Annotated in this window: 19 protein-coding genes; 12 read left to right on the top strand and 7 right to left on the bottom strand. The window is 73.5% G+C overall.

Translation table 11 applies throughout. The features are described 5' to 3' along the window. The first annotated feature begins 30 nt into the window (after positions 1-30). Positions 31-1,158, top strand: coding sequence for a GNAT family N-acetyltransferase (locus tag NFS20_RS09025; protein ID WP_251151443.1), 1,128 nt, complete (start codon positions 31-33; stop codon positions 1,156-1,158). 15 nt (positions 1,159-1,173) lie between these two features. On the opposite strand, the gene ypfJ is transcribed toward NFS20_RS09025, so the two are convergent. Continuing rightward, positions 1,174-2,079, bottom strand: a complete 906-nt coding sequence (ypfJ, locus tag NFS20_RS09020; protein ID WP_251151442.1) for a KPN_02809 family neutral zinc metallopeptidase — start codon at positions 2,077-2,079, stop codon at positions 1,174-1,176. A gap of 198 nt (positions 2,080-2,277) precedes the next feature. On the opposite strand from ypfJ, the gene NFS20_RS09015 reads away from it, so the two are divergent. Next, positions 2,278-3,876 carry an ABC-F family ATP-binding cassette domain-containing protein gene (locus NFS20_RS09015; protein WP_251151441.1) on the top strand — a complete coding sequence of 533 codons (1,599 nt, stop codon included), beginning with the start codon at positions 2,278-2,280 and terminating at the stop codon, positions 3,874-3,876. Here NFS20_RS09015 and NFS20_RS09010 read toward each other — a convergent pair. From NFS20_RS09010 to NFS20_RS09000, 3 genes are read right to left on the bottom strand one after another with little or no spacing between them, the layout of a single operon-like run. Beyond that, a complete protein-coding gene (locus tag NFS20_RS09010; protein WP_251151440.1) occupies positions 3,849-4,859 on the bottom strand; it encodes an SURF1 family cytochrome oxidase biogenesis protein in 1,011 nt (336 codons plus the stop codon). The genes NFS20_RS09015 and NFS20_RS09010 overlap by 28 nt on opposite strands. Then, the gene (locus NFS20_RS09005; protein ID WP_251151439.1) at positions 4,856-5,104 is read right to left on the bottom strand and encodes a hypothetical protein; all 249 of its coding nucleotides are present in this window, start codon (positions 5,102-5,104) and stop codon (positions 4,856-4,858) included. The genes NFS20_RS09010 and NFS20_RS09005 overlap by 4 nt, the downstream gene beginning before the upstream one ends. After that, positions 5,101-5,457 (bottom strand): DUF3099 domain-containing protein, encoded by a 357-nt coding sequence (locus NFS20_RS09000; protein WP_251151438.1) that lies wholly within the window; start codon positions 5,455-5,457, stop codon positions 5,101-5,103. The genes NFS20_RS09005 and NFS20_RS09000 overlap by 4 nt, the downstream gene beginning before the upstream one ends. 162 nt (positions 5,458-5,619) lie before the next feature. Between NFS20_RS09000 and fabG the strand changes: the two genes are divergently transcribed. From fabG to NFS20_RS08985, 3 genes are all read left to right on the top strand, one after another. Then, positions 5,620-6,345, top strand: a complete 726-nt coding sequence (fabG, locus tag NFS20_RS08995) for a 3-oxoacyl-ACP reductase FabG (protein WP_251151437.1) — start codon at positions 5,620-5,622, stop codon at positions 6,343-6,345. A gap of 110 nt (positions 6,346-6,455) precedes the next feature. Then, entirely contained in the window at positions 6,456-7,223 is a 768-nt protein-coding gene (fabI, locus tag NFS20_RS08990; RefSeq protein WP_251151436.1) for an enoyl-ACP reductase FabI, read from the top strand. Between the two features lie 14 nt (positions 7,224-7,237). Further along, positions 7,238-7,774, top strand: coding sequence for a SixA phosphatase family protein (locus NFS20_RS08985; protein WP_251151435.1), 537 nt, complete (start codon positions 7,238-7,240; stop codon positions 7,772-7,774). Between the two features lie 70 nt (positions 7,775-7,844). Here the strand turns inward: NFS20_RS08985 and serB are convergent, their stop codons facing one another. Then, entirely contained in the window at positions 7,845-8,513 is a 669-nt protein-coding gene (serB, locus tag NFS20_RS08980; RefSeq protein WP_285821118.1) for a phosphoserine phosphatase SerB, read from the bottom strand. A 47-nt stretch (positions 8,514-8,560) separates the two neighbouring features. Next, positions 8,561-9,802, bottom strand: coding sequence for a glucose-1-phosphate adenylyltransferase (glgC, locus tag NFS20_RS08975; protein WP_251151434.1), 1,242 nt, complete (start codon positions 9,800-9,802; stop codon positions 8,561-8,563). A 114-nt stretch (positions 9,803-9,916) separates the two neighbouring features. Between glgC and glgA the strand changes: the two genes are divergently transcribed. Next, positions 9,917-11,128 carry a glycogen synthase gene (gene glgA, locus NFS20_RS08970; RefSeq protein WP_251151433.1) on the top strand — a complete coding sequence of 404 codons (1,212 nt, stop codon included), beginning with the start codon at positions 9,917-9,919 and terminating at the stop codon, positions 11,126-11,128. A 442-nt stretch (positions 11,129-11,570) separates the two neighbouring features. On the opposite strand, the gene NFS20_RS08965 is transcribed toward glgA, so the two are convergent. After that, the gene (locus NFS20_RS08965) at positions 11,571-12,410 is read right to left on the bottom strand and encodes an Rv1486c family protein (protein ID WP_251151432.1); all 840 of its coding nucleotides are present in this window, start codon (positions 12,408-12,410) and stop codon (positions 11,571-11,573) included. A 27-nt stretch (positions 12,411-12,437) separates the two neighbouring features. Here NFS20_RS08965 and NFS20_RS08960 point away from each other — a divergent pair, with 27 nt between their 5' ends. The 6 genes from NFS20_RS08960 to NFS20_RS08935 all read left to right on the top strand — a co-directional run bounded on the left by NFS20_RS08960 (position 12,438) and on the right by NFS20_RS08935 (position 20,005). Then, complete coding sequence (locus tag NFS20_RS08960) at positions 12,438-13,226, top strand: ABC transporter ATP-binding protein (protein ID WP_251151431.1); 789 nt, start codon at positions 12,438-12,440, stop codon at positions 13,224-13,226. Between the two features lie 112 nt (positions 13,227-13,338). Continuing rightward, on the top strand, positions 13,339-13,791 hold the full coding sequence (locus NFS20_RS08955) for an NfeD family protein (RefSeq protein ID WP_251151430.1): 453 nt from the start codon (positions 13,339-13,341) through the stop codon (positions 13,789-13,791). A gap of 72 nt (positions 13,792-13,863) precedes the next feature. Beyond that, entirely contained in the window at positions 13,864-15,171 is a 1,308-nt protein-coding gene (locus NFS20_RS08950; RefSeq protein ID WP_251151429.1) for an SPFH domain-containing protein, read from the top strand. Between the two features lie 115 nt (positions 15,172-15,286). Next, a complete protein-coding gene (locus NFS20_RS08945; RefSeq protein ID WP_251151428.1) occupies positions 15,287-16,018 on the top strand; it encodes a TetR/AcrR family transcriptional regulator in 732 nt (243 codons plus the stop codon). A 130-nt stretch (positions 16,019-16,148) separates the two neighbouring features. Next, positions 16,149-17,882 (top strand): ABC transporter ATP-binding protein, encoded by a 1,734-nt coding sequence (locus NFS20_RS08940; protein WP_251151427.1) that lies wholly within the window; start codon positions 16,149-16,151, stop codon positions 17,880-17,882. Then, positions 17,879-20,005 (top strand): ABC transporter ATP-binding protein, encoded by a 2,127-nt coding sequence (locus tag NFS20_RS08935; protein ID WP_502800799.1) that lies wholly within the window; start codon positions 17,879-17,881, stop codon positions 20,003-20,005. The genes NFS20_RS08940 and NFS20_RS08935 overlap by 4 nt, the downstream gene beginning before the upstream one ends. The last annotated feature ends 58 nt before the right edge of the window (positions 20,006-20,063 follow it).

Genomic DNA, 20,063 nt, shown 5'->3' with positions numbered 1-20,063 from the left:
GACGGCGACCGCTCGCATAGCGTGGTCCGCATGCCCTCCAGCCCGGTCACGACCGCGACGACCGCCGCGCCGCTCGCTCCCATCGCGCAGCGCGCCGCGGCGCCCGAGACCCTCCCGCCCGTGACCGCGGGCGACCTGACGTGGCGCCCCGCCGTCGCGGCCGACGCCCCCGCCCTGCTCACGCTGAAGAACGAGATCGCCGCGACCGACGCCGAGCCGTTCCGCGAGACGCTCGCCGAGGTCGAGGAGCTGTTCACCGCGCCGTGGCGCGCGTTCGAGACGGACTCGCTCGTCGGTGTCGACGCCGACGGCACGCTGCGCGCGTACGCCCTCGTCGACACCCACCCCGGCGACACGAACACCCTGCGTGCCTTCCTGTGGGGCGGCGTCCACGCGTCCCACCGGGGCCGCGGCGTCGGGCGTGAGGTGCTCGCCTGGTCGGTCGCGCGAGCGCGTCAGGTGCTCGCGGCGAGCGGCAAGGAGATCCCGGCCCGCCTCGCGCTCTACGGGGAGGACACCGACCCGCCGTCGAAGGCGCGTCTCTACGAGCGGTTCGGCTTCGAGGCCCGCCGCTTCTACTCGGACCTGCGCCGTGATCTCGTCGCACCGGTCCCGGGGGTCCCTCTCGACGGCGCGCTGCGCGTCGTGCCCTGGTCCGAGGAGCTCGACGAGGCGACGCGCCTCGCGCACAACGACGCCTTCCGCGACCACTGGGGGAGCGAGCCGCGCACGCCCGAGGCCTGGACGCACGGCCGCAGCGAGTTCGCGCCGCAGTGGTCCTTCCTCGTGGTCGACGACGCCCCGGACGTCGACGCTCTCCTGGCCGACCCGCACACGGACCCGGAGACCGCGGCGACGCTGCGGGCCGGCGAGCCGCTCGTCGTCGGCTACGAGATGGCCGGGCGCTACGACGAGGACTTCCCGGTCCGCGGCTACACGTTCGGCTACACCGAGCTCCTCGGGGTGCGCCGCGCGTACCGCGGGCGCAAGGTCGCCGTCGCGGCGCTCGCGGCCGCGATGCGGGCGATGGCGGCGGACGGGATGCAGTACGCGAGCCTCGACGTCGACACCGAGAACCCGTCCGGCGCCCACGGGCTGTACGCGAGCCTCGGCTACGAGAAGGTCAGCGGCTCGCGGATGTACTCGATCGAGCTCTGATCTCGCTGCGGAGCGTCAGAGCGACGGGGCGTCGAGCGCGTTGCAGTCCTGGAGCGTGCCGCCGTCGTAGCCGATCGTGAACCAGCGCTGGCGCTGCTCGCTCGACCCGTGCGTCCACGCCTCCGGGTTCACCTGGCCGGTCGCGGACTCCTGGATGCGGTCGTCGCCGACGGCGGACGCGGCGGACAGCGCGTCGCGCAGCTGCTGCTCCGTGACGGGCTCGAGGAACGTCACGCCGGTGTCCGGGTCGACCGTCGTCGCGGCGTGCCCGGCCCACATGCCCGCGAGGCAGTCGGCCATGAGCTCGATCCGCACCGCGTCGGACTCCGGGCCGGTGCCGCTGCGGTCGGCCGCCTCCATCGCCCCGATCTGCTGCTCGATGTGGTGCCCGAACTCGTGGGCGACGACGTACATGCGCGCGAGGCCGCCGTCGTTCGCGCCGAAGCGCGACGTGAGGTCGTCGTAGAAGCCCACGTCGATGTACACCGTGCGGTCGCTCGGGCAGTAGAACGGCCCGACGGCGCTCGTCGCGGCGCCGCAGCCGGTCGACACCTGGCCGGTGAAGCTCACGACCTCGGGGAGCTCGTACCGGACGCCGGACTGGGCGGGGAGCGCCTCGTCCCAGTACGCGTCGAGCGCCTGCGCGGTCGCGCTGAGCTCGCACTCGAGGTCGGTGTTGGCCTGCTCGGCGGTGCAGTCGCCGACGGCCTGCGCCTGCCCCTCGCCGAGCGCGTCCGACCCGCTGCCGTCCTCGCCGGTCAAGCCGCTGAGGTCGATGCCCGTCTGGCCGCTGAAGAACGCGACGGCGAGCGCGACGAGCACGGCACCGATCCCGCCGCCCGCGATCATCGGTCCGCGACCCCGGCCACCGCCCTTGCGCACGCGGCCACCCTCGAACGAGCCACCCTCCTGGAACGTCACGAGCACAAGGTACCTCCGAGCCGGTCACCAGGCCCCCGGGCGGGCGGTCCGGTGAACGGGCCGTCCGGCCCGTAGAATCGACCCGGCCCTCCGCGGGCCGGTCCCGCCTGCGACGGCCCTGCGACAGCCCTGGGCCCGTCCGAGGCCGAGGCGACCGGCCGCCGTCGGGCACCACGAACCACCCGAGAGGACCCTCCCGTGATCACCGCCCACGGCGTCGAGCTGCGTGTCGGCGCCCGTGTCCTGCTGCACGAGGCCACGTTCCAGATCGCCTCCGGCGACCGGATCGGCCTCGTCGGTCGCAACGGCGCCGGCAAGACCACCCTGACCAAGACCCTCGCGGGAGAGACCCAGCCGACGGCGGGGAAGATCACGCGCGGCGGCGACATCGGCTACCTCCCGCAGGACCCGCGCACGGGCGACCTCGCCGTCGTCGCGCTGGACCGCGTGCTCTCGGCCCGCAACCTCGACTCGATCGTCCGTCAGATGCGCGAGACGGAGGGCGCCATGGCGAGCGCCGACGTCGAGACGCACGAGGCGGCGATGGAGCGCTACCCGCGGCTCGAGGCGCGCTTCCAGGCCGCGGGCGGTTACGCCGCGGAGAGCGAGGCGCACCGGATCACGAGCAACCTCGGTCTCGACGACCGCGTGCTCGCCCAGCCGCTCAACACGCTCTCGGGTGGCCAGCGCCGCCGCATCGAGCTCGCGCGCATCCTGTTCTCCGGGGTCGAGACCCTGCTCCTCGACGAGCCGACGAACCACCTCGACGCCGACTCGATCATCTGGCTGCGCGACTACCTCAAGGGGTACTCCGGCGGCTTCGTCGTGATCTCCCACGACACCGAGCTGCTGCGTGCGACCGTGAACAAGGTGTTCCACCTGGACGCCAACCGCGGCGAGCTCGACCAGTACAACCTCGGCTGGGACGCGTACCTCGCGCAGCGCGAGTCGGACGAGCGCCGCCGTCGCCGGGAGCGGCAGAACGCCGAGAAGAAGGCTGGGGTGCTGCAGGCCCAGGGCGAGAAGATGCGCGCCAAGGCGAGCAAGGCCGTCGCGGCGCAGAACATGATGCGGCGGGCGGAGAAGCTGCTGGCCGGCATCGAGGGCGAGCGCCAGTCGGACAAGGTCGCGAAGCTCCGCTTCCCGAAGCCGGCCCCGTGCGGGCGCACGCCCCTCACCGCGTCCGGCCTGTCCAAGGCGTACGGGTCGCAGGAGGTCTTCGCGGGCGTCGACCTCGCGATCGACCGGGGCAGCCGCGTCGTCGTGCTCGGGCTCAACGGCGCCGGCAAGACGACGCTCCTGCGGATCCTCGGCGGCGTCGAGAAGCCGGACACGGGGGAGGTGCACCCCGGCCACGGCCTGAAGATCGGCTACTACGCCCAGGAGCACGACACGCTCGACATGGACGTGACCGTCGTGGAGAACCTTCGCCATGCCGCGCCGGACCTCTCCGACACCGAGGTGCGCTCGACGCTCGGGTCGTTCCTGTTCTCGGGCGACGACGCGGACAAGCCGACCAACGTGCTCTCCGGCGGCGAGAAGACGCGCCTCGCGCTCGCGACGCTCGTCGTGTCCTCGGCGAACGTCCTGCTGCTCGACGAGCCGACGAACAACCTCGACCCCGCGTCGCGCGCCGAGATCCTCGGCGCCCTGAAGACCTACGAGGGCGCGGTCGTCATGGTGACGCACGACGACGGCGCGGTCGAGGCCCTCGAGCCCGAGCGCGTGCTCCTGCTGCCCGACGGCGACGAGGACCTCTGGAACGACGGCTACGCGGAGCTGGTCTCGCTCGCCTGACGCGCGGCGTCGAGCTGTGCGTCGACGAGCGCGTCCTCCTCGTCCTCCGCGGTGGGGCGTCGGGTGCGGGCGTCGCGGCGGGCGCGCGCGGCGCCGGGGTCGTCGGCGGCGAGGAGGTCGCCCGCGGTGAGCGTGGTGTCCTCGCCGCGCGCGTCGCGCCGGTCCCGGCGCACGAGCAGCCAGAACCCGGCGACGGCACCGAGCGCGAACACGGCCCACTGGAACGCGTAGGACAGGTGCGACCCGGGGTCGGTGTCGGGCTTCGGCAGGGTCTCGAGCGGGTCGGCGGCCGCCGGTTCCTCGGACCGCAGCTGCCCGTAGGCGCCGACGGTCCGGCCGTCGGCCCACGCGGCGCCGTCCGGTCCGGCGGCGAGCACCTGGTCGGTGGAGATCGCCTGCACCTGGGCGTCGGGCGCGTCCCGGCCCGACGGCGGCTCGTCGGCCCGCAGCGTGACGGTCGCCTCGACCTCGCCCTCCGGCGGGGCGGGCAGGTCGCCGGGGGTCACGGCGTCGGTGCCGAGCGGCACGAAGCCGCGGTCCACGACGACGACGAGCCCGTCGGGCGCGCCCGGGCCCGGCGCGGTGACGAACGGCACGAGGACGTGGAAGCCCGGGCTCCCGCCGACGGGGCGGTTGCGCAGGAGCACGGTCGCGTCGGCCTCGTACCGGCCCTCGAGCGTCACGGGCCGCCACACGTCGGCGCCGTCGAGCACGGCACCCGGCGACGGCAGGACGTCGGCCACGGGGACGGGGTCCGAGACGTAGTTCGCCTCGATCTGCTGGATCTCTGCGTCGCGCGCGACGTACCGGTTCCACTGCCAGCGCCCTGCGACGAGGCACAGCGCGACGAGCACGACCACACCGACGGCGAGGGTCACCCACTGACGCGGCGTGCGGGGCTGGTGCGCGTTCGCGGTGGCGCGCTGCGGCGTCGGGCCCAGGGCGGTCGAGGGAGCGCCCGGCCCGGGAGGTGCTGCCGTCACGGTGCCGACCGGCGCTCGAGGTCGTCGACGGGCACGGTCGACCGCCAGAACGAGCGCGCGCCGAGGAACGTCTCGAGGTGCTCACGGTGGGCGTCGCACGCGAGCCAGACCTTGCGCCGCTCGGGCGTGTGGATCTTGGGGTTGTTCCACAGGAGGCCCCACGCAGCGCCCTCGCGGCAGCCCTTCGCGCTGCACACCAGCTCCTCGTCGCCGACCGGGTCGGCGAGGCCCAGGACGTCCGTCATCGAGGGCCTCCGGACGTCGGTCCGGGGCCGAGGCCGTGACCGCCGGGCACGTCGCCGGGCGGCAGGGCGCGGTGCTCCATCGGGGAGGTGTCGTAGTGCACCTGGTCGCGCCCAGCGTTCGCACCGAGAACCGCCACGTACGGCAGCACGACGGCCGCGACCGCGAGGATCAGGGTGAGCCACGGCAGCGTGTTCCACACGGCGATCGCCGCGACGAAGCACACGATGCGGATCCCCATCTGCACGAGGTACCGGCGCGTGCGGCGCGCCTGGTCCTCGGCCAGCGGCTGAGGGGCGGCCGTGATGCTGGGGACGGGCTCCGAGGGCCGCCCGCCCGCACGTCGTGTGCTCACCCCACCAGTCTACGTTTGTGCGGACCCCACAAAGCGCGCGGCGGCGACGTATGACGGTCCGCGCGCGCACCCGCTCCGGCTCACGGGGTAGGTTCGGTGCGGTGCCGAGCGCCTGCCGACGCGGGCGCGCACCTCCCCGCCGTCGCCACCGAGGAGACCCACGTGTCCGAAGTCACCAACCCCGCCCCGCGCACCGTCGTCGTCACCGGCGCCGCGCGCGGGATCGGCCGTGCCATCGCCGAGCGGTTCGTGGCCGACGGCGACCGGGTCGCCACCGTGTACCGCGGCGGGGACCTGCCGGAGGGCGTCTTCGGCGCGGTCGCCGACATCACCGACACGGCCGCGGTCGACGCCGCCTTCACCGAGATCGAGAACGAGCTCGGGCCCGTCGAGGTGCTCGTCGCCAACGCCGGCGTGACGCGCGACCAGCTCCTGCTGCGCATGACGGACGAGGACTTCGAGTCCGTCGTCGACGTCAACCTCACCGGGACCTTCCGCTGCGTGCGGCGCGTGACGAAGGGCATGATCAGGCAGCGCCGCGGGCGCATCGTCCTCGTGTCGTCCGTCATCGGGCTCTACGGCGGCGCGGGCCAGGTCAACTACGCGGCGTCGAAGTCTGCGCTCGTCGGCATGGCGCGCTCCATCACGCGCGAGCTCGGGTCGCGCGGCATCACGGCGAACGTCGTCGCGCCGGGCTTCATCGACACCGCGATGACCGCCGAGCTGCCGGAGGAGCGCCAGGCCGCCTACAAGGCGGCGATCCCGGCAGGCCGGTTCGCGCAGCCCGAGGAGGTCGCGGGCGTCGTCCGGTTCCTCGCGTCCGCCGACGCCGCGTACGTCTCCGGGGCCGTGATCCCCGTGGACGGCGGCCTTGGCATGGGCCACTGACGCCTCGCACCTCCGCACCCCCGGGCGTCCCACGCCGCCCGGATCCCGCTCTCTTTCAGTACGCTCGCCCCAGCGCGCCCGTCCACCGGGCGCACGACGGAAGGAAACCGATGGGTCTGCTCGACGGCAAGAAGCTCCTGGTGACGGGGGTCCTCACGGACTCCTCGATCGCGTTCCACGCGGCGCGGCTCGCCCAGGAGGAGGGAGCAGAGGTCGTGCTCTCCTCGTTCGGCCGCCAGATGAAGCTCACGCAGGCGTTCGCCAAGCGGCTCCCCGCCGAGGCACCCGTCGTCCAGCTCGACGTCACCGACCAGTCCGACCTCGACGGCCTCGCCGACGCGGTCCGCGAGCACGTGGAGGTGCTCGACGGCGTCGTGCACTCGATCGGCTTCGCCCCCCAGTCCGTCATGGGCGGCAACTTCCTCTCGGCCTCCTGGGAGGACGTCGCGACCGCGCTGCAGGTCTCCACGTTCTCCTACAAGTCGCTCGCGACGGCTGCCAAGCCGCTCATGACGAACGGCGGGGCGCTCGTCGGCCTCACGTTCGACGCGCAGTTCGCCTGGCCGGTCTACGACTGGATGGGCGTCGCGAAGGCCGGGCTGGAGTCCGCCAACCGCTACCTCGCGCGCGACCTCGGCCCCGACGGCATCCGCGCGAACCTCGTGTCCGCGGGCCCGATCCGCACGACGGCCGCCAAGTCGATCCCCGGCTTCGCGACGATGGAGGACGCCTGGCCGACGCGTGCCCCTCTCGGCTGGGACCAGACCACCGCCGAGCCGGCTGCGCGTGCCGTCGTCGCCCTCCTCTCCGACTGGTTCCCGGCGACGACCGGTGAGATCGTGCACGTCGACGGCGGCGTGCACGCCATGGGTCAGTGAGGCAGGTGGCGCAGGTGGCCGAGGAGATCGGGACGGGCGGCGCACGGCGCCTCGTCCTCCTGCGCCACGCGAAGGCCGAGCGGGCAGGAGCCGTCGACGACGTCCTGCGACCGCTCCGGCTCGACGGTCGCCGTCAGGCGGGACGGGTCGGCGTCGCCCTGCGCGAGAGCGACCTCGTGCCCGACCGCGTCCTGTGCTCGTCGGCGCTCCGCACGCGCCAGACGTGGGACCTCCTCGCGTCGCACCTCGGCGACGTCGAGCCGGACGTGACGATCACCGACACGCTGTACGCGGCAGACGTCGCGGACGTCCTCGACCTCCTCGGGCAGACCGACGCGCGCGTGCGGACGCTGCTCGTCGTCGGCCACGAACCGACGATGGCCGCCACGGCCACGCACCTCGCGGATCCTGCGTCGGACGGCGGAGCGCTCGCCCAGGTGCGCGTCGGCGTGCCGACCGCGACCTACAGCGTCCTCGAGTCCGACGCCGCGTGGGAGGACTGGGGACCGCGCGGGGCGCTCCTCACCTACGTGGGTCGACCCACGGCCTGAACGTCGCGGCGGGCCGGTACCGGGACCCGGTGCCGGCCCGCCGCCGTTCCTGCGCGACCTGCGCGACGGCTCAGCGGCGTCCGGCCGCCGCGTCCGCGCGGTCGACGACGTCCAGCACGGCGTCGAGCCGGGGTCCGTCCACGCTGAAGGGCGCCTGCTCGCGCACGACGGGCTTGGCCGCGAACGCGATCCCGACACCGGCCGCCGCGATCATGTCCAGGTCGTTCGCGCCGTCCCCGACGGCGATCGTGTCCGCGACCGGGACGCCGGTGCGCGCCGCGAGGTCGAGCAGCGTCGCGGCCTTCGCGGCCCGGTCGATGACGGGCCCCACCGTGCGGCCGGTCAGCCGGCCGTCCGCGACCTCGAGCCGGTTGGCGCGGAACAGCGTGATGCCGAGCTCCGCGGCGAGGTGCGCCACGATCTCCTCGAACCCGCCGGACACCAGCCCGACCTCCCACCCGCGGCGGCGTGCCTCGGCCACCAGCTCCGCGGCGCCCGGCGTGAGGGTGGCGCGTCCCCGCACGTCCGCGAACGCCTCGACAGGGACGCCCTCGAGCGTCGCGACGCGCTCGCGCAGCGAGGCGGCGAAGTCGATCTCGCCGCGCATGGCGCGCTCGGTGACTGCCGCGACCTGCTCCCGGGTCCCGGCGTGGTCCGCGAGGAGCTCGATGACCTCCTGCTCGATGAGCGTCGAGTCGACGTCCATCACGAGCAGCCGGGCGGGGCGGGTGCTCGTCACGGCGCGTCCGTCCTGGTGCTGGGGCTGATCCAGTGCGGTAGGTGCGGTCACTCGACGACCGTCCCCTTGGGGACCACGGTGATGCCGGACTCCGTGACCGTGAAGCCGCGCGCGCGGTCCTGCTCCGGGTCGAGCCCGATGCGTGCCTGCTCCTGGATCACGACGTTCTTGTCGATGATGGCGCGGTGCACCTGCGCGTGACGGTGCACCTGGACGCCGTCCATGAGGACCGAGTCCGAGACCGACGACCACGAGTGCAGGTACGTGCCGGGCGACAGGACCGAGCCGACCGCCGTCGCGCCCGAGATGATGACACCGGGGGAGACGAGCGAGTCCGCCGCGTGGCCGAGGCGACCCCGACCGGCGTGCACGAACTTCGCGGGCGGCAGGCCGACGTAGCCCGTGTGCAGGGGCCACTCCTCGTTGTACAGGTTGAAGACCGGTGTGACCGCGATGAGGTCCTTGTTCGCGTCGTAGTACGAGTCGATGGTCCCCACGTCGCGCCAGTAGTCGCGGTCCCGGTCGGTCGAGCCGGGGACGTCGTTGCGGATGAAGTCGTAGACCGCCGCCGTCCCCTTCTCCACGAACGCCGGGACGATGTCGCCGCCCATGTCGTGCCGCGAGCCTGCGTTCGCGGCGTCGGACGTCACCGACTCGACGAGCGCGTCCGTGTCGATGACGTAGTTGCCCATCGACGCGAGGATCTCCTGGGGGGAGTCCGGCAGCCCGACCGGGTCCGTCGGCTTCTCCCGGAAGGCCGCGATCTTCGTCGGGTCCTTCGCGTCCGTCTCGATGACGCCGAACTGGTCGGCCATGCCGATCGGCTGCCGGATGCCGGCGACCGTGAGCTGGGCGCCCGAGGCGACGTGCGCGTCGACCATCTGGGAGAAGTCCATGCGGTAGACGTGGTCGGCGCCGACCACGACCACGATGTCGGGGCGCTCGTCGTCGATGATGTTGAGGCACTGGTAGATCGCGTCCGCGCTGCCGAGGTACCAGTGCTTGCCGACACGCTGCTGCGCGGGGACCGGGGCCACGTAGTTGCCCAGCAGGGCCGACATGCGCCACGTCTTCGTGATGTGCCGGTCCAGGCTGTGCGACTTGTACTGCGTGAGCACGACGATCTTCAGGTAGTGCGAGTTCACGAGGTTCGACAGGGCGAAGTCCACCAGCCGGTAGATGCCGCCGAACGGCACGGCAGGCTTGGCCCGGGACTCCGTGAGGGGCATGAGGCGCTTGCCCTCGCCCCCGGCGAGGACGATGGCGAGAACTCGGGGTGCGGCGGCCATGCCCAGACCGTAGTCCCTCGGGACGGGGCCTCGCAGCCGGGAGCCGGATCCTGGTCCCGGTCCGGCCGTGGGCGTCCCGTGGCGCCCGCGGCGTCGTGCACTAGCGTGTGGCGCGTGAGAGTCGACCTGCTGACCCGCGAGTACCCGCCGCACGTGTACGGCGGTGCCGGCGTGCACGTCGCCGAGCTGTCCGCCGTCCTGCGCCGCCACGTCGACGTGCGCGTGCGCTGCTTCGACGGGCCGCGCTCCGAGGAGGACGTCACGGGCTACTCCGTGCCGGGCGTCCTGTCCGGGGCCAACCCGGCGCTCGGCACGTTCGGCGTCGACCTCGCGATGGCGGGTGACGTCGCCGGCGCCGACCTCGTGCACTCGCACACCTGGTACGCCAACCTCGCCGGGCACCTCGCGGGGCTCCTGCACGGCGTGCCGCACGTGCTGTCCGCGCACTCGCTCGAACCGCTGCGCCCGTGGAAGGCCGAGCAGCTCGGCGGCGGGTACGCGCTGTCGTCGTGGGCGGAGCGCACGGCCTACGAGGGCGCCGCCGGGGTGATCGCGGTCTCGGCCGGCATGCGGGACGACATCCTGCGGGTGTACCCGCAGGTCGATCCCGCGAAGGTCCACGTCGTCCACAACGGCATCGACCTCGAGGGGTGGCGCCGGCCCGAGGGCGACGCCGCCCGCGTGGTCGCGGACCGCGTCGTGCGGGACCTGGGCATCGACCCGGACCGGCCTGCCGTCGTCTTCGTCGGGCGGATCACGCGGCAGAAGGGCTTGCCGTACCTGCTCCGCGCGGCGCGCGAGCTGCCCCCCGAGGTCCAGCTCGTGCTGTGCGCGGGCGCCCCCGACACCCCGGAGATCGCCGCCGAGGTCAGCGGCGCCGTCGAGGTGCTGCAGGCCGAGCGCACGGGCGTCGTGTGGATCGAGCAGATGCTGCCGCGCGCAGAGCTCGTCGCCGTCCTCGCCGCGTCGACGGTCTTCGTCTGCCCGTCGGTCTACGAGCCCCTGGGCATCGTCAACCTCGAGGCGATGGCGGTCGGCCTCCCTGTGGTGGGGACGGCGACCGGCGGCATCCCCGAGGTCGTCGACGACGGCGTGACGGGCCTCCTCGTCCCGATCGACCAGTCGGACGACGGTACCGGCACCCCGCTCGACCCCGACCGCTTCGTCGCCGACCTCGCCGACGCCCTCACGCAGCTCGCCACCGGCCCCGCGCGCGCCGCCGAGATGGGCCGCGCCGCGCGCACGCGCGTCGAGGAGCACTTCGCGTGGGACGCGATCGGCGAGCGCACGCTCGAGGTCTACCGGACGGTGCTGGGTCAGTCCTGACGCGCGCGTCTCCCGCGGGTGCGTGGGGCGGGGTCGGGCTGGGTGGCCGGGGCGGGTCACGTGCTCGGGCTGCCGCGCCGTCACCTCGGCCCGTCGGCTCGCCTTCTGGGAGCGCGGCTCTGACGCCCTTCGCACGTCACCCGCCCCGGCCGCCGTGGTCTCGCCTCGGCCGGTTCTCGCCAGAGTCGCGCGCATCGGCGTGCCGAACCGGCTGACGCGCCGACAAGCGGCCACGTCCTCGCCTGGGCGGACCGCGACGGGACGGTGACGGTCAGGACGAGCGGTGGGGTGGGACCGTGTGCGAAGGGCGTAGAAGCGCGCGCGAGAACGTGACCTCGCAGGTCGAGGTGACGGCGCGCCAGCCCGAGCGCACGGTCTCACCCCACCGCGGCCGTGACCGCCACGTGACCAGCCGGACGCGCCGCGCCGAGACCGGACGGGCTCAGGGGTGGGGCTGGCCGGTCGTGTCGTCGCCGACCCAGAGCGTCGCGGCGCCGATCGCGCGGCGGGACGCGCGGTCGACCTCACGGAGCGCCGTCGAGCGCTGGTCCGCCTGCCAGAGGTTGACCGCGCCGCCGTCGTCGGCCGCCGCGAGGTCGACGATCGCGCGCAGCCGCACGGCCTGCTCGAGGACGCGTACCGCGCGAGCGTCGAGGGCTGCCGGGAGCTGCCACGAGGGGGCGCCGCCGGAGCGCAGGCCGGCGATGGCGTCGGCCGCGTCCTCGCGCCAGCGCGCGACGTCGAGCGCGTCGAGCGCCTGCGTCGCGACGAGGAGGGCCGTCCGCAGCTCGTGCTCGGCCTCGCCCAGCGTCCCGGTGGCGCCGAGCACGCGGGTGGTCCACGGCGCGACGGCCGTCACCTGCCACGTCACGAGGTGGCCGGGTTCGAGGTCGCTGCCGAACTCGCTGACCTCCGGCGCGAGCGCCCACGACCCCGCGGACGTCGTGACGAGGACGCACTCGCCGGCGTCGGTGGCCGCGGCGGCGACCTCGGGCGGGACGCCCGTCACGTCCCCCGGGACGGGCGCGAGCGCGACGACGGCGCTCGCGCCGCCCGACCACGCGCCGACGAGGTCGGCCAGCCGGACGTCGCCCAGCGCGCCGGAGGCGACGTGCGGCTCGTCGTCCCGCTCGACGGCGTGCACGGCGCGCGCGAGGGCCTCGTCGTCGGCGGGAGCGCGGTGCGCGGCCCGCAGCCACAGCGCGAGCAGTGCGCTGCGGGGCAGCGCGCCGGGCGCGGACGCCGAGGCCGCCCCGGGCCTGCTGGACGAATGGGAATCCACGTCGGCCAACCTATAGGGTCGGTGACCATGAGCGCGGTTCTCGACCTGCAGGGCGTCACGGTCCGACGTGGCACCACGACCATCCTCGACGCGGTGGACTGGCAGGTGAACGAGGGCGAGCGCTGGGTGATCCTGGGCCGCAACGGCGCCGGCAAGACGACCATGCTGCAGATCGCCTCGGCGCGCATGCACCCCACGTCGGGGTCGGCGGAGGTGCTGGGGGAGCGCCTGGGGCGCGTGGACGTGTTCGAGCTGCGTCCGCGCATCGGGCTGGCCTCGGCGGCGCTCGCCGAGCGCATCCCCGGCGACGAGACGGTGCGCGACGTCGTGCTCACCGCCGCGTACGGAGTGACCGGGCGGTGGCGCGAGAGCTACGAGGACTTCGACACCGAGCGCGCGGACGACCTGCTGCGCGCGTTCGGGGTGGACGGCCTGGCGGACCGCACGTTCGGGACGTTGTCGGAGGGCGAGCGCAAGCGGACGCAGATCGCCCGCGCGCTCATGACCGACCCCGAGATCCTCCTGCTCGACGAGCCCGCCGCCGGTCTGGACCTCGGCGGTCGTGAGGAGCTGGTCGGGGCGCTCTCGGAGCTGGCCGGGGACCCGGCGTCGCCCGTCCTCGTGCTGGTCACGCACCACGTCGAGGAGATCCCGCCGGGCTTCACGCACCTCATGCTGCTGCGCGACGGCGCGGTCCACCGGGCAGGACCGATCGGTGAGGTCCTCACGGCCGAGAACCTCAGCGAGGCCTTCGGGATCCCGCTGGTCGTGGCGCACGGCGGCGGGCGCTGGATGGCGCGCGCGGCTCGGCCCTGACCAGGTCGGACGGGCGCGGGGCAACGACTCGCCTCCGCCCGACGACGCGTGCATCCAGCCCGATAGTTCGGTAAAGTACTCGTAAAGACCGCACGGACGATCGGGGGTCGAGATGGACTGGCTGTGGTGGGTCGGGGGCGCGCTCGTCTTCGCGCTGATCGAGATCATCTCGCTCGACCTGGTGCTCATCATGTTCGCCGGCGGCGCTCTCGCCGCGGCCGGCGTGAACGCGGCGGGCGGACCGCTGTGGCTCCAGATCCTCACGTTCGCCGTCGTGAGCGTGATCCTCCTCCTCACGCTGCGGCCGTGGCTGCTGCGCGGCCTGCGGGACCGCGTTCCCCTCGCCGAGACGAACGTCGCCGCGCACGTCGGGCGGGCCGCGCTCGTCGTCGACCAGGTCACCGAGGTCGGCGGCCGGGTCAAGCTCGTCGGCGAGGTGTGGACGGCGCGCACGGAGCCCGACGCCGCGGCGATCCCCGCGGGAACCGACGTGCGCGTCCTGCGCATCGACGGCGCGACCGCCGTCGTCGCACCGCTGCCGGCGGAGCACCCTCGAGGAGCCTGACCGGACCGAGACGTCCCCACGGCACACCACCCAGGCCCGGCCGGGCCGGGGCAGACGACCAGGAGGCAGCCGATGACCGACCCCAGCCCCGGAACGATCCTCGCGTACATCGTCCTCGCGCTCGTCCTGATCTTCGTGATCGTCGCGCTCGCCAAGGCGGTGCGCATCGTCCCGCAGGCCGTCGCGCTCATCGTCGAGCGGCTCGGGCGCTACTCGCGCACCCTCGAGCCCGGCCTGCACCTGCTCGTCCCGTTCGTCGACAGGGTCCGCGCGTCCGTCGACCTGCGCGAGCAGGTCGTCTCGTTCCCGCCGCAGCCGGTCATCACGTCGGACAACCTCGTGGTGAGCATCGACACCGTCATCTACTTCCAGGTCACGGACCCGAAGTCCGCGGTGTACGAGATCGCGAACTACATCACGGCGATCGAACAGCTCACCGTCACCACGCTGCGCAACGTCATCGGGTCGATGGACCTCGAGCAGACGCTCACGAGCCGTGACCAGATCAACGGCCAGCTGCGCGGCGTGCTCGACGACGCCACCGGGCGGTGGGGCATCCGCGTGAACCGCGTCGAGCTGAAGTCGATCGACCCGCCGGCGAGCGTGCAGGGGTCGATGGAGCAGCAGATGCGGGCCGAGCGCGACCGTCGTGCCGCGATCCTCACGGCGGAGGGCTTCAAGCAGTCCCAGATCCTCACGGCCGAGGGCGAGAAGCAGGCCGCGATCCTGCGCGCCGAGGGTGACGCGCAGGCGAAGATCCTCACGGCGGAGGGCGAGGCGCGCGCGATCCTCCAGGTTTTCGACGCGATCCACGAGGGCGACGCCGACCCCAAGCTCCTCGCGTACCAGTATCTGCAGATGCTGCCGCAGATCGCCAACGGCACGGCGAGCAAGCTGTGGGTCGTGCCGACCGAGTTCACGGCGGCGCTCGGCTCGATCGCCAAGGGCTTCGGCGGCGTGCCCGGCATCGACGGCGGGGGAGTGCCGGGCCCGACGCCCGCGGAGGACGCGGAGGCGGCGGAGGCCAGCGCCGAGGCGCGGCGCGAGCGCGACCGCGACCGCGTGAGGTTCGGGACGCCGTCGCTCACCGATCCCGCGGAGGCGCTCGCCGAGGCACGTCGCCAGGCGGAGGCCGCGACGGCCGACGCCACGAGCTCGGGCACGCGGTCCGGGCTGCCGTTCGACCCGATGACGGAGCGCGGGCAGCATCCCGGGGGAATGCACCGAGGGACGCCGTCCGAGCCGGGTTCCGCGGCCCCTCGGCCCCTCGGTGGTGCCGCACCCTACGCCCCGCCGCCTCCGCCGTCCGTCGAGGACGAGCCGTCGGGCGACGAGCCGCCCACGGCCGGCCCACCGCCGTCGTACCCGCCGACCCGCTGAGCCCGGGCGCGTCCAGGAGGCCCCGCACCCGACCGGGTGCGGGGTCTCGTGCGTCCGGGTTCGCCGAGGGCGGACGAGCCTTGCGAGTGAGTGCTCACTCAGTTATCGTCCTGCCGTGACCCAGACGTCCGACACCCCGGCACGGGCTGGGAGCTCGCCCGAGCGCAAGCGGGCGCGCCCCCTGTCGCGCGAGGAGCGCCGTGCCGCGATCGCCGCGGCGACGATCCCGCTCCTCGTCCAGCACGGTGCCGGGGTCACGACACGCCAGATCGCCGACGCGGCCGGCGTGGCCGAGGGCACGCTGTTCCGGGCGTTCGCCGACAAGGACGAGATCCTGCGCGCCGCCGTGGTCCGCTCGCTCGACCCTGCGCCGGCGGTCGGGATGATCGACGCGCTGCCCGACGACGACCTGCGCCCTCTCGTGACGAGCCTGGTCGAGCTCCTGCTCGAGGCGCAGCGCATCGGCATGCGCGTGTTGGCGGCAGCCCACCAGGTGCTCGACCCGACCCGCCCAGACCCGGCCGCTCCCCGGGGCGAGGCCGGGCGGGGACCGGACCGCGGTTCCCCGAGCGGCCGCGTCCGCGGGCTGCACGGCGCGCACGGGGCGGGTGTGGACGCACGCGAACGCTCGGCGACGGCGATGGTCGAGGCGATCGAGCGCCGTCTCGAGCCGCACCGCGACGAGCTGCGCGTCGAGTCGTCGGTCGCGGCGCGCGCGCTGTTCTCCCTGGTCTTCGGAAACGCCTTGCCGCACGCGGCGGGCGGTGCCAGGCTCGACGCCGCACAGCTCGCCGACCTGGTCCTGGGCGGCGTCGGCGCGGCCGTCGCGACCGACCCCTCACCCTGACCCCGGTCGCCGGCACCCGCCGACGCCCGTGCGGCCGCCGCTCGCCCGGCGACCTCTCGCCGCCGTCCCGCCCGCGCGGGCCGCGGCACCGCCGTCCCCGTCCCGCAGCCCCCACCCGGACAGGAAACCCATGCTCGTCAGCCTCCTGCGGACGCGGTTGCGTCCCTACCGGACGCCGATCGTCGTCCTCCTCGTGCTCCAGCTCCTCGCGACGCTCGCGTCGCTGTACCTGCCGAGCCTCAACGCCGACATCATCGACCAGGGCGTGACGCAGGGCGACACCGCCTACATCGTGCGCACCGGCGGCCTCATGCTCCTCGTGAGCCTCGGCCAGGTCGTGTGCGCGGTCGCCGCGGTGTACTTCGGCGCGCGCGTCGCGATGTCGTTCGGACGTGACGTGCGCGCAGGGCTGTTCACCAACGTGCAGCGCTTCTCCGCGCAGGAGATGGGCCAGTTCGGCGCCCCCTCCCTCATCACCCGGACCACCAACGACGTGCAGCAGGTCCAGATGCTCGTCCTGCTGTCCCTGACGATCATGGTCATGGCACCGATCATGCTCGTGGGCGGCGTCGTCATGGCACTGCAGGAGAACGTCGAGCTCTCCGGCCTCCTGCTCGTGATCGTGCCGGTCCTCGGCGTGAGCGTCGGGCTGATCATCTGGCGGATGGTCCCGTACTTCCGCACGATGCAGCAGCGGATCGACGCGATCAACGCCGTGCTGCGCGAGCAGATCACCGGTATCCGCGTCATCCGCGCGTTCGTCCGCGAGCGGCGCGAGGCGGAGCGGTTCGACGTCGCGAACGACGCCCTGTTCGACGTCTCGCTCAAGGCCGGCAAGCTCATGGCGCTCATGTTCCCGACGGTCATGCTCGTCATGAACGCGTCGAGCGTCGCGGTGCTGTGGTTCGGCGGCAGGCAGATCGACGAGGGCGCCATGGAGGTCGGCGCGCTGACGGCGTTCCTGTCCTACCTCATGTACATCCTCATGGCCGTGATGATGTCGACGATGATGTTCATGATGGTGCCGCGCGCGGCGGTCTCCGCCGAGCGCATCACCGCCGTCCTGAGCACGCGGGCCACCGTCGTCGAGCCGGAGCAGCCGGCCGTCCTCACGCGACGCACGGGCCGCGTGGAGGTCGAGGGCGTGGAGTTCCGCTACCCCGGTGCCGAGGACCCGGTCCTGCACGACGTCTCGTTCGTCGCGGAGCCCGGCATGACGACCGCGATCATCGGCTCGACGGGTGCGGGCAAGACGACGCTCCTCAACCTCGTGCCGCGGCTGTTCGACGTCACGGCAGGCGCCGTGCGCATCGACGGCACCGACGTGCGCGACCTCACCGGCGCCGACCTCGGCTCGCTCCTCGGCCTCGTGCCGCAGAAGGCGTACCTGTTCTCCGGGACGATCGCCGACAACCTGCGCTACGGCAAGCCCGACGCGACGGAGGAGGAGATGTGGGCCGCGCTCGACGTCGCGCAGGCCCGCGACTTCGTCGAGGCGCTCGACGCCGGGCTCGACACCCCGGTCGCGCAGGGCGGCACGAACTTCTCGGGCGGACAGCGCCAACGGCTCGCGATCGCCCGCGCGATCGTGCGCGACCCCGCGGTGTACCTCTTCGACGACTCGTTCTCCGCGCTCGACTACGCGACCGACGCGCGGCTGCGCGCGGCCCTCGCGCCGCGCACCCGGCACGCCACGGTCATCGTGGTCGCGCAGCGTGTCGCGACCATCCGCGGCGCCGACCAGATCCTCGTGCTCGACCACGGCCGCATCGTCGGCCGCGGCACGCACACCGAGCTCCTCGAGTCCGACGAGACCTACCAGGAGATCGTCTACTCCCAGCTCTCCATGGAGGAGGCAGCATGAGCCGCGAGCAGGACTCCTCGCGCACGCCCGCGTCGTCGGGCACGGACCGGTCCGGCGCCGCAGCACCCGCGACCGGCGCCGCGACCACGCCCGCGAAGGGCGCGCGTCTCGAGGGCCGCCCCCGCGGCGGCGGGCACGGACCCATGGGCGGCATGGGCATGCCCGCGGAGAAGGCGCTGGACTTCAAGGCGTCGCTGCGCCGGTTCGCGGCGTCCCTGCGGCCCGAGCGCGTGCCGATCGTCGCGGTCGTGATCCTCGGCGTCGTGTCCGTGGCGCTCGCGGTCGCCGGACCCAAGCTCCTGGGCAACGCCACGAACATCATCTTCGCGGGCGTCGTCGGGTCCCAGCTCCCTGCCGGCACGACGCAGGCGCAAGCCGTCGAGGCGCTGCGGTCGCAGGGGCAGGACCAGGTCGCGGACCTCGTCTCCGGCGTCCCGGGCCTCGTGCCCGGCCAGGGGATCGACTTCACGGCGCTCGCGACCGTGCTCGGCTGGGTGCTCGCGGTGTACGTGGGGTCGTTCCTGTTCGGCTGGCTGCAGGGGCGCATCACGGCGATCGTCGTGCAGCGCACGGTCTACCGGCTGCGCGGCGAGGTGCAGGCCAAGCTCGCGCGCCTGCCGCTGTCGTACTTCGACCGCAACCAGCGCGGCGAGATCCTCTCGCGCGTGACGAACGACATCGACAACATCTCGCAGACGCTCACGCAGACGCTGTCCCAGCTCGTCACGTCGGTGCTCACGGTGGTCGGCGTGCTCGGCGCGATGTTCTGGATCTCGCCGCTGCTCGCGGTCGTCGCGCTCGTGACCGTCCCGCTGTCGGTGGTCGTCACCGCCCAGATCGCCAAGCGCTCGCAGCCGCAGTTCATCCAGCAGTGGGCCGCGACCGGGCGTCTCAACGCCCACATCGAGGAGATGTACACCGGGCACACCCTGGTGAAGGTCTACGGCCACCAGCAGACGGCGGTCGACGACTTCGAGCGCGAGAACGCGGCGATGTACGACGCGAGCTTCAAGGCGCAGTTCATCTCCGGCACCATCCAGCCGGCGATGGGCTTCATCGCGAACCTCAACTACGTCATCGTCGCGGTGGTCGGTGGCCTGCGGGTCGCGTCCGGCACCATGACGCTCGGTGACGTGCAGGCGTTCATCCAGTACTCGCGCCAGTTCACGCAGCCGATCACGCAGATCGCGTCGATGATGAACCTGCTCCAGTCCGGCGTGGCGTCGGCCGAGCGGGTCTACGACCTGCTCGACGCGCAGGAGCAGACGCCGGACCCGTCGCCCGCCGCGAGGGTCGGCACGGTCCGGGGCCGGGTCGCGTTCGAGGACGTGTCGTTCTCCTACGACCCCGAGGTCCCGCTCATCGAGCACCTCGACCTGACGGTGGAGCCCGGCCGGACGATCGCGATCGTCGGGCCGACGGGCGCGGGCAAGACCACGCTCGTCAACCTCCTCATGCGCTTCTACGACGTCGACTCGGGTCGCATCACCCTCGACGGCGTGGACACCCGGGACATGACGCGCGACGACCTGCGCTCCGACATCGGCATGGTCCTGCAGGACACCTGGCTGTTCAAGGGCACGATCGAGGAGAACCTGCGGTACGGCGTGCGCGACGGCCGGGACGTCGACGAGGAGGCCTTCCTCGCCGCGACGCGGGCGACGCACGTCGACCCGTTCGTGCGCACGCTGCCCGACGGGTACGCGACGGTGATCGACGACGAGGGCTCGAGCGTGAGCGCGGGGGAGAAGCAGCTCCTCACGATCGCGCGCGCGTTCCTCGCCGACCCGGCGATCCTGGTGCTCGACGAGGCGACGAGCTCGGTGGACACGCGGACGGAGGTGCTCGTGCAGCAGGCGATGAACGCGCTGCGCGCAGGGCGCACGTCGTTCGTCATCGCGCACCGTCTGTCGACCATCCGGGACGCCGACACGATCCTCGTCATGGAGCACGGCGACATCGTCGAGCAGGGGTCCCACGACGAGCTCCTCGCCGCGGGCGGTGCCTACTCGCGCCTCTACGAGAGCCAGTTCGCCGCCCCGGTCGGGGCAGAGGCCGAGGACGACGCCGAGCCGCCCGCCGTCTCCGCCGACCGGGTGCCGGCCCCGCCGTCGGCCGGCTGAGCCCGGGCGCCGGGCGCCGGGCGCTCGACGGGGCGGTACGGACGGTGCTTCGCGCGTG

It is taken from the genome of Cellulosimicrobium sp. Marseille-Q4280, from assembly GCF_943181405.1.
In the GTDB taxonomy this organism is placed as follows: domain Bacteria; phylum Actinomycetota; class Actinomycetes; order Actinomycetales; family Cellulomonadaceae; genus Cellulosimicrobium.
The sequence above is the reverse complement of the archived record's forward strand: the minus strand, read 5'-3'. Positions and strand labels throughout refer to the sequence as shown.

Coding starts and splice junctions, on each gene's coding strand:
- NFS20_RS09025 (WP_251151443.1), top strand. CDS start 31: ATGCCCTCCAGCCCGGTCACGACCGCGACGACCGCCGCGCCGCTCGCT.
- NFS20_RS09005 (WP_251151439.1), bottom strand. CDS start 5,104: ATGACGGACGTCCTGGGCCTCGCCGACCCGGTCGGCGACGAGGAGCTG.
- fabI (WP_251151436.1), top strand. CDS start 6,456: ATGGGTCTGCTCGACGGCAAGAAGCTCCTGGTGACGGGGGTCCTCACG.
- glgC (WP_251151434.1), bottom strand. CDS start 9,802: ATGGCCGCCGCACCCCGAGTTCTCGCCATCGTCCTCGCCGGGGGCGAG.
- NFS20_RS08960 (WP_251151431.1), top strand. CDS start 12,438: ATGAGCGCGGTTCTCGACCTGCAGGGCGTCACGGTCCGACGTGGCACC.
- NFS20_RS08955 (WP_251151430.1), top strand. CDS start 13,339: ATGGACTGGCTGTGGTGGGTCGGGGGCGCGCTCGTCTTCGCGCTGATC.
- NFS20_RS08950 (WP_251151429.1), top strand. CDS start 13,864: ATGACCGACCCCAGCCCCGGAACGATCCTCGCGTACATCGTCCTCGCG.
- NFS20_RS08940 (WP_251151427.1), top strand. CDS start 16,149: ATGCTCGTCAGCCTCCTGCGGACGCGGTTGCGTCCCTACCGGACGCCG.
- NFS20_RS08935 (WP_502800799.1), top strand. CDS start 17,879: ATGAGCCGCGAGCAGGACTCCTCGCGCACGCCCGCGTCGTCGGGCACG.